The 7,432-nt window shown below is 69.8% G+C and carries 10 protein-coding genes; 4 read left to right on the top strand and 6 right to left on the bottom strand.

Annotated elements, in window-relative coordinates; all coding sequences use genetic code 11:
- Nucleotides 1-363: 363 nt before the first annotated feature.
- From ACFOW4_RS16175 to ACFOW4_RS16165, 3 genes are all read right to left on the bottom strand, one after another.
- On the bottom strand, nucleotides 364-975 hold the full coding sequence (locus ACFOW4_RS16175; protein WP_377528453.1) for a hypothetical protein: 612 nt from the start codon (nucleotides 973-975) through the stop codon (nucleotides 364-366).
- 251 nt (nucleotides 976-1,226) lie between these two features.
- Nucleotides 1,227-1,712 (bottom strand): hypothetical protein, encoded by a 486-nt coding sequence (locus ACFOW4_RS16170; protein ID WP_377528451.1) that lies wholly within the window; start codon nucleotides 1,710-1,712, stop codon nucleotides 1,227-1,229.
- A gap of 713 nt (nucleotides 1,713-2,425) precedes the next feature.
- Nucleotides 2,426-2,944: a hypothetical protein gene (locus ACFOW4_RS16165; RefSeq protein ID WP_377528449.1), complete on the bottom strand. Its 519-nt coding sequence runs from the start codon at nucleotides 2,942-2,944 to the stop codon at nucleotides 2,426-2,428.
- A gap of 110 nt (nucleotides 2,945-3,054) precedes the next feature.
- On the opposite strand from ACFOW4_RS16165, the gene ACFOW4_RS16160 reads away from it, so the two are divergent.
- The gene (locus ACFOW4_RS16160) at nucleotides 3,055-3,342 is read left to right on the top strand and encodes a hypothetical protein (RefSeq protein WP_377528447.1); all 288 of its coding nucleotides are present in this window, start codon (nucleotides 3,055-3,057) and stop codon (nucleotides 3,340-3,342) included.
- A gap of 74 nt (nucleotides 3,343-3,416) precedes the next feature.
- On the opposite strand, the gene ACFOW4_RS16155 is transcribed toward ACFOW4_RS16160, so the two are convergent.
- A complete protein-coding gene (locus ACFOW4_RS16155; RefSeq protein ID WP_377528445.1) occupies nucleotides 3,417-3,656 on the bottom strand; it encodes a 4-oxalocrotonate tautomerase family protein in 240 nt (79 codons plus the stop codon).
- A 19-nt stretch (nucleotides 3,657-3,675) separates the two neighbouring features.
- Nucleotides 3,676-4,392, bottom strand: coding sequence for an SDR family NAD(P)-dependent oxidoreductase (locus ACFOW4_RS16150; RefSeq protein WP_377528443.1), 717 nt, complete (start codon nucleotides 4,390-4,392; stop codon nucleotides 3,676-3,678).
- A 107-nt stretch (nucleotides 4,393-4,499) separates the two neighbouring features.
- Between ACFOW4_RS16150 and ACFOW4_RS16145 the strand changes: the two genes are divergently transcribed.
- Together ACFOW4_RS16145 and ACFOW4_RS16140 are read left to right on the top strand one after the other, a co-directional pair.
- Nucleotides 4,500-5,120: a TetR family transcriptional regulator C-terminal domain-containing protein gene (locus tag ACFOW4_RS16145; RefSeq protein ID WP_377528441.1), complete on the top strand. Its 621-nt coding sequence runs from the start codon at nucleotides 4,500-4,502 to the stop codon at nucleotides 5,118-5,120.
- Nucleotides 5,121-5,200: 80 nt separating this feature from the next.
- On the top strand, nucleotides 5,201-6,094 hold the full coding sequence (locus ACFOW4_RS16140) for a septum formation family protein (protein WP_377528439.1): 894 nt from the start codon (nucleotides 5,201-5,203) through the stop codon (nucleotides 6,092-6,094).
- Nucleotides 6,095-6,100: 6 nt separating this feature from the next.
- On the opposite strand, the gene ACFOW4_RS16135 is transcribed toward ACFOW4_RS16140, so the two are convergent.
- Nucleotides 6,101-6,889: a hypothetical protein gene (locus tag ACFOW4_RS16135; protein WP_377528437.1), complete on the bottom strand. Its 789-nt coding sequence runs from the start codon at nucleotides 6,887-6,889 to the stop codon at nucleotides 6,101-6,103.
- 130 nt (nucleotides 6,890-7,019) lie between these two features.
- On the opposite strand from ACFOW4_RS16135, the gene ACFOW4_RS16130 reads away from it, so the two are divergent.
- Nucleotides 7,020-7,415: a VOC family protein gene (locus ACFOW4_RS16130; protein WP_377528435.1), complete on the top strand. Its 396-nt coding sequence runs from the start codon at nucleotides 7,020-7,022 to the stop codon at nucleotides 7,413-7,415.
- The last annotated feature ends 17 nt before the right edge of the window (nucleotides 7,416-7,432 follow it).

Raw genomic sequence — 7,432 nt, 5'->3', positions numbered from 1 at the left:
ACCCATCACCCGGTCCCTGATCGCCTACGACCACTAACCAGGATTAGGACTTACTCGTCTAGATCAACGCGGCCCGCAAGCGGGCCGCGTCGGCCCGGCCCCGGCCTGCTGGCGACCTCCGGCCGGCATCGGCCGGGCCGGCCGGCCACGCTTGATGACGACCAGGACCACGAAGACCTCGGGGCTCCGCCCCGAACCCCGACCCTCCTCGGAGATGCCGCCGCGGCTCACCTCGCCGGGCACCACAAGGGCTACCAGCCTCTCCGGACGGGGTCCAGGTCGTTCGTCCGGTAGGGCGCTCCACCTGGACCCCGTCCGGAGAGGCTGGACGGTCTACGACTGCCCGACGAGGAGATCCGCTATCTACCCTTGGAGCCGTTGCGCCCAGTACACCTGCCCGTCCGGCCCCATATAAACCAAGGCCAACAGCAGGTCCGAAATCGCAACCGGGGCAGTGGGCACGTGGACCGCCGCCCGCAGCGGCCCCTCCACATGCGGAAACGGCGCGACGAACGTTAGCGGCGAAGCGTTCCCGTCGGACACGGCCAGTCTGGAGCCGTAGCTCCACCAGCTGTTTCCCTCTCTGACGTCGCCTGTGCCCTGTAGCCAGGAATAGCGGTCGGCGATCTTGTTCTCGACTCCGGCACTCCCGAGGCCGACGGCCTCCTGGAGCGGCGACAACGCGCTGAAGCTTCCCGGCTTGAGGTTGGTGCGCTTGTCAATCAGAAAGATCGCGAAGTATCCGCCATCCAGTGGCTTGGGCGGGGTCTGCCAAGAAACCCGCCCGAGCACCAGCTGGTCGCGTCCGTTGGACACCGGGGCGTATACCTTCTCCCCGAGCGCGACCTGAGCCTCCCCGTGGCTGACGAACTGAAGTGAGGACTTGATGGCCAGCGCTTCCGGGCCGTACGGCGGGCGGTTGTGCCACCAGCGCCAGCCAACGAAGGTCACCACCGCCAGGATGACCGCCAACACCAGCCCGGTCCTTCGCCACGTCATGCGCGACAGTGAACCATGCGATCACCAGACGACCAGCCATCCGTGATCTTCTTCTAACTCGACGCCGGCATGGGCCATCCGCGGGCCAGTAACCCAGGCGCGGAGCGGGCACGAGACGCGACCGGACCGGCCGTTGCCTGCAGGCGTTTCGGGCATCACGGACCGTTGATCGCGCTCTTCCAAACCGAAGCTCAGAGAGTGTTTGAGAAGGAGTCCGAGTCCAACGCTCAGCCGAAGCAGCGAACGGATACGGCGATGTCGGGAGCAAGGTCATAGCTCTCCTGGTAGATGACCCCCAGTTCGACCCGCCTACGGTCCGAGCGCACAGGGTCGTCTTGCTGCCCCGACAGGCAGCTCGGATAGCCGCCGCTGTGCCGGGTACCGTTCGCGTCGATCCAGTGCCTACCAACGACGGAGTAAAACCTGGTCGGCTCGTCGCCGTCAGCGTCAAACTCAATCTCGCTGGACTCCTCGTTCGACCAGGTCACCGTGCCTGTGAGTCGCTTGGGTGTCACGGTGTCGTCGGGTAGTAGCCGTCCGAGAGCGAAGCCGGCCACGAGCCCCAACGCGACGAGCAGGACGAGCTGTAGGCGCCGGGGATGCTGCCCGAGCAAGGGTCGGATGGAACTCCAGTGCACAGCCAGGCGGATCATCCCGTAGAGAACGAGCAGGCCCAGCAGTTGGAAGAGAACGGCCGCGATGGGGACTTTCATGATCGTGAACCGTAGGGGTCGCCAGATGGTGCCGCTACAGCCATTCGTACAGCCAAGGCGACCGCCAGACGCCGACGATGCCCGACAACGACGGACGGGCTGACCAGGGCTGCAACCGCTTGGCCAGCCATGCGCAATCTTCTTCTAATCCCAAGGCCGCAGGTTCGAATCCTGCCGGGCGCACCCACCTCACCGCAGTTCAGCGGCTTCCCACTCCGGCCCCCGTCGATCACCAGGACTTCCGTACAGCCAAGTCAGCGAAGAGATGGTTCACGGCCCCGCCCACTGCGGCCCGCTCGAACTCCGCCTTCCAGCTAGTCCTTTAGGAATCCGGTGGCGGGGTCGATGCCGGCGAGGAAGGTGCGGATGGCCTCCCGCATCGCGGGCAGGTCCATCGTGATGCCCGAACTCGTGAAGCCGTAGTCGTGCGGCCTGCTGAGCCAGTCGAAGTCGTACGTGGGGGCCTTCCCACCCGTTCACGAACGCGGAAGTCCTGGCCGTCGACCGTCATCATGATCGGGTCGTCGTCGGTGTAGCGGGGGCTCATGTGCTCGGGCGCCAGGCCCGGCTGCGGTTCGCTTGACATGCCCGCCGTCCCCCACTGCGTCGGCTCGGCCGGGTCCGCAAGGGTGCGGAGAAGACCACCCACAAAGGTATGCCACCGTCCCCGCGGTCAAAGGTGATCCGCGGGGACAGTGGGACGGACGACGTCGTCAGAAGTTGACCGTGACTCCGGCCGCCTTGCAGGCGGCGGTGATGTCCGCACCGGCCTTCTCGAAGGCAGGGTTTTCGGAGGCGTCTACCGGGTTCTTCGCGGCTGCCGCCTTGGCGGCCTCTGCGGCGAACCGCTTGACGGCGGTGGCCGCCTCGCTGTTCGCCCCGGCGGGGACCGCCTTGGTGATCTTCTGCTCCAGACCCGTCAGGATCTCCTTGAACACGACCGGCGACGGTTCCTCACCGGACTGCAGAGCGGACTGCATGGCGGCGGCCAGCGCCGGCCTCATCTCGTTGCCAGCCTTCTCGACGGCCTCGCAGAGCTCCTTGTCGCTCATCGCGGCCGTGGTGCCCGTCGACGCGGACGGCGCCGAGGAGGCGGAGGCAGCCGCCGAGGAAGCCGTGGTGGCGGACGGCGTGGAGCCGGCCGTGGTGGTGGTGTCCTCACCGCCACACGCGGCGAGAGTCATCAGGGAGGCAGAGATCAACATCGTGGAGAAAACCCGGAAGCGCTTCACGGGCGGGCACGTTAGCCGATGCCCCACACTTTGATCAACTCAGATCCGACGGTCGGATCCGCAGCCCGCAACAGGACGGCGACGAGCCGCAACGGCTAGCGTCCGGCGGCATGGAGGTCTTCCTGCTCTGGCACATCCGCCACGCCCGCTGGCTCGACGGGCGCCCGACGACGCACCGGGACGAGGCCGGTGAGCTGGTCTGGGACGAGGAGGACGGGGACGATCTCAAGATGCTCGGGGTGTATTCCTCCGAGGCGCGGGCGCAGGAACGGATACCGCGAGCCAGGGTGCTGCCCGGCTTCCGCGACGAGCCCGACTGCTTCGACATCAACCGCTACACCGTCGACGAGGACCAGTGGACCGACGGCTTCGTGTCCGTTCCGCACGACGATCAGTGAGTCGTGTGGGAACGGCGCGGGGCGGGTGCGCCTCGGGAGATTCCCGTCGCGCAACCCGCCCCGTACGCCGGCGGTCAGCCGATGGACCCGGACCGCTCCTGCTCGCGGAACTGTTCGACCGGTAGGCCGCCGCGTCCCCAGTTCTCGGTGTCGACCTCGTCGATGACCACGAAGGTCGACGTGAGGGGCTTGTTCAGCACGTCGCGCAGCAGTTCGCTGACGCCCTTGATGAGCGCGGCCTTCTCCTCGGCGGTCGCGGCGGACGCGCCGGGCGTGCTGCCCTCACGGGTGATCTGGATGGTGACGATAGGCATGGTCAACCCCTTCAGGTGGTCAGTGACCGGCGTTCTGGCCGCCGTCGACGTGCAGGATCTCGCCGGTGACGAACGGCGCCGACTCGAGGTAGACGACCGCGTCGACCACGTCGCTGGTCTCACCGATCCGGCCGACCGGGTGCAGGCCGGCGAGCGTCTCGTGCGTCTCGACCGGGTGCATCGGGGTCTTGATGATGCCGGGCGCGACGGCGTTGACCCGGACGCCGCGGCTGGCGTACTCGATGGCCAGGGACTTGGTGGCCGAGCTGATACCGCCCTTGGTCAACGACGCGAGCACGGACGGGACGTTCGAGTTGGGCTGGTCCACGAGTGCGGTGGTGATGGAGACGATGTGCCCCGCGCCGGTGGCCAGCAGGTGCGGCATCACGCGCTGGGTGAGGTGGAAGAACCCGGCGAGGTTGATTCCGGTCACCACGTCGAAGTCTTCGGCGGTGTAGTCGGTGAACGGCTTGGCGACGAAGATGCCGGCGTTGTTCACCAGACTGTCGATCCGGCCGAAACGGTCCAGGGCGGCACGGACCACCCGGTCGGCGGTGTCGGGGTCGGCGATGTCGCCCCGGACGGTGACGATCTCCGGGTCGTCGGCGACGCCGATCGAGCGCGAGGTCGCCACCACGCCGTAGCCGAGCTTGCGGTACGCGGCCACCAGATCGGCCCCGATGCCCTGCGACGCGCCGGTGACCACGACGACCTTCTGAACCTGACTGGTGCTCATGTCGAGCCTCTCTGTAGGTGGCCGAGCCGGGTTGGCCGGGCCGCGCTGGCCGCACTAGACGACCGGTCGCCTAAGACGCTAGCCGACCGGTCGGGTATCGTCCAAGCATGGGACGGACCAGTGACGCGCGGAACAAGATCCTCAACTCGGCCGCCACGCTCATCGAGCAGCGCGGCTACTCCGCCCTGGGCGTGGCCGAGATCTGCGCCACCGCGGGCGTGCCGAAGGGCAGCTTCTACTACTTCTTCGAGTCCAAGCAGGCGCTCGCCCTCGCCGTCATCGACGAGCACTGGGCGGCCCAGCGCCGGGACTGGGAGAAGGCGCTGAGCAGCGAGCAGGACCCGCTGCACCGCCTGCGGGACCTGTTCGAGGCCACCGAGGAGGTGCAGCGCGCCGGGCAGCAGCAGGTCGGGCTGGTCGCGGGCTGCCTGTTCGGCAACCTCGCACTCGAACTCAGCAACCAGGCCGAGGAGATCCGCGGCCGGCTCCAGGAGATCTTCGAGGCGCAGATCGACCTCATCGATCGGGTGGTCGTCGAGGCCAAGGAGCAGGGGCAGGCCGGCCCGTCGGTCGACACCCGGGAGGCCGCCCGGTCCATCGTGGCGCAGATCGAAGGGCGCGTCCTGCTGGCGAAGCTGCTCAACGATCCGGCCCAACTCGAGATGCTGTGGCGCAACACCCTGGACCTGCTCCAGGTGCCGGCGCAGGCCCGACCCGTGATCGACTGACGGCGGATCCGAGGCGGAGGTACAGGCGTAGCGGTGCCCTATGCTGCCCGCGTCGGGCACGCGCACACGGGGAGAAACACATGCGACGCCAGTTCCGGGCCGTGGTCGCGGCCGCGCTGATCACGATGGTGCTGGCCGGCTGTGGCACACCGGACGGCACCGACGGCGACCTGTCCGACGACTGGCGGTCGATGCCCCCGGCGCAGCAGTTCGCCGCCCAGGCCGGCCTGTGTCACGTGAGCGCCGAGGCGAGCAGCTACCTGGCCACCTACTCCCCCGTGGACTGCGCGAAGACGCACCTGGTGGAGACGTTCCACGTCGGGGCGTTCACGGGTGAACTGGCCGCGCGGCCCATCCCGCCCAAGGTCGGCTCGGCGGCCATGCGCGTCGCGTTCGCCGACTGCGACAAGAAGGCGAAGGAGTTCGTCGGCGGCGAGTGGCGGGGAGCCCGGCTCTCGATGCAGGTAGCGCCGACCTCGCCGGCCGGCTGGACGGGCGGCAGCCGCTGGTACCGCTGCGACCTCTTCGAGCTGGACGAGCTGCGCGGCGCCGACGGCGGCACCGACACGGCGGTCCAACGGTCCGGCAGCCTGCGCGACGCCGTCCGGAGCGGGTCCGCCCTGACCTACGGCTGCATGAACGAGGACAGGTGGGGCTGGTTGCGCCCAGCCGGTTGCACCGCCGCCCACCAGTACGAGTACGCCGGCATCTGGACCGCCCCGGACCGCTCCTACGACACCGCCGCCAAGGACACCGACAGCATCCACGCGGCGTGCCGCACGGTCATCGCCCGCTACGCCAAGGTGCCCGTCGACGGCAAGCTGCGCTACCGCACCGGCAGCTCGTTCCGCTTCCCGTCCGCGGATGCGTGGGCCCGCGGCGACCACGGGGTGCGCTGCTACTACTGGTCCGGCGGCCCCAAGGTCACCCGGTCGATCGCCGGTGGGGGCACGAAGGCGCTGCCGATCAACTGAGCCGGGTCAGCGGGCGAGCAGCTCAGCCAGCGCGGCGTCGCCCTGCCCGAGCTGCGGCGGACCGGTCGCCGAGACCACGAGGAAGCGCCGACAGCCGTCGAGTTCCACGTACCAGTGGGGAGCGGCGGCGCCGTCCGCCGGGCGCAGCACCGCGAATCGGGACGCCGGGGTGGCGCAGTCGGCCACCGGCCGGGTGACGGCCAGCGCGCGGAGCACCGCCGCCTGCCGCTCCTGTGCCAACTGCCCGCCGTACGCGAAGTCTCCGGCCGGCTTGCCGCCGCCCCGCTCGCTCGCCGGCACCCGGTAGACGCAGAGCCGCAGAGGGGGCGCGTTCCGGGCGGTGCCGGGCGTGGCCATGGCCCGCCGGGCTGCCGTTTCCACCCACACCATGTCGGCCCAGCGCGGCGCGCACCCGGCGACGGCCGCCGCCGGGGACTCCACCTCCCGCACGGTACGGGTGGCAACGGTGACCAACCGCAGCCCGTCCAGCGCCGCCCGCACCTCGGCGCGGGGCTTGCCGCAGACGTCGGTCGGCACTGACGGCCGCAGCCAGCGGTCGCGCTGGTCGAGCAGGGCCAGCCAGGGCGGTACGACCAGGTCGGCGCTACAGGCGATGTCACCCGTCGACGCCTGGTCGGGTAGGCGCAGCGCGGCGACCAGCGCCGCGATGTCCTCGGCGCGACGCTCGGTGGACACCAGGTCCTGCCCGCCGTCGGGCTGGGGCTGCACGTGCCGGCCGCAGAGCACCGCGGCGACCGGGGTGAACGCCGGGGGGATCGGCCCGACCGGCCGCATCCGGTCCACCACCTCTCGGCCGACGATGGGACGGTCCGGGCGCGCATCGGGTTCCCGCGCGTTCCGGGTGCCAGCTCACACCGACCGGCGGTGGCCGGGGTCGGTTCGCCGCGGCCGGCATGATGACGCCATGGCACAGCTGGGACTGGTCGCGCTGGTGGTGCGCGAGTACGACGAGGCGATCGACTTCTACGTCGGTGCCCTCGGCTTCGAACTGGTGGAGGACACCGCCCGCCCGGACGGATCGCGCTGGGTGGTGGTCCGCCCGCCGGGCGCCCGGGAGACCGCGCTGCTGCTGGCCCGGGCGAGCACCCCGGAGCAGCGCGACCGGATCGGCGACCAGACCGGCGGTCGGGTCGTCTTCTTCCTGTACACGGAGGACTTCGCCCGGGACCACGCCCGGATGACGGCGGCCGGGGTGCGGTTCCTGGAGGAGCCCCGGCACGAGGCGTACGGCTCGGTGGCGGTCTTCGCGGACCTGTACGGCAACCGGTGGGACCTGCTCCAGCCGCGCACCGTCGACTGATCGGGAGCTGACGCAGC

It is taken from the genome of Micromonospora sp. GCM10011542 (assembly GCF_042650685.1).
In the GTDB taxonomy this organism is placed as follows: Bacteria; Actinomycetota; Actinomycetes; order Mycobacteriales; family Micromonosporaceae; genus Micromonospora.
The sequence above is the reverse complement of the archived record's forward strand: the minus strand, read 5'-3'. Positions and strand labels throughout refer to the sequence as shown.

Excerpts from the sequence above, each read along its gene's own strand:
- ACFOW4_RS16170 (WP_377528451.1), bottom strand. The coding sequence starts at position 1,712 with ATGAAAGTCCCCATCGCGGCCGTTCTCTTCCAACTGCTGGGCCTGCTC.
- ACFOW4_RS16160 (WP_377528447.1), top strand. The coding sequence starts at position 3,055 with ATGGAGGTCTTCCTGCTCTGGCACATCCGCCACGCCCGCTGGCTCGAC.
- ACFOW4_RS16155 (WP_377528445.1), bottom strand. The coding sequence starts at position 3,656 with ATGCCTATCGTCACCATCCAGATCACCCGTGAGGGCAGCACGCCCGGC.
- ACFOW4_RS16150 (WP_377528443.1), bottom strand. The coding sequence starts at position 4,392 with ATGAGCACCAGTCAGGTTCAGAAGGTCGTCGTGGTCACCGGCGCGTCG.
- ACFOW4_RS16145 (WP_377528441.1), top strand. The coding sequence starts at position 4,500 with ATGGGACGGACCAGTGACGCGCGGAACAAGATCCTCAACTCGGCCGCC.
- ACFOW4_RS16140 (WP_377528439.1), top strand. The coding sequence starts at position 5,201 with ATGCGACGCCAGTTCCGGGCCGTGGTCGCGGCCGCGCTGATCACGATG.
- ACFOW4_RS16135 (WP_377528437.1), bottom strand. The coding sequence starts at position 6,889 with ATGCGGCCGGTCGGGCCGATCCCCCCGGCGTTCACCCCGGTCGCCGCG.
- ACFOW4_RS16130 (WP_377528435.1), top strand. The coding sequence starts at position 7,020 with ATGGCACAGCTGGGACTGGTCGCGCTGGTGGTGCGCGAGTACGACGAG.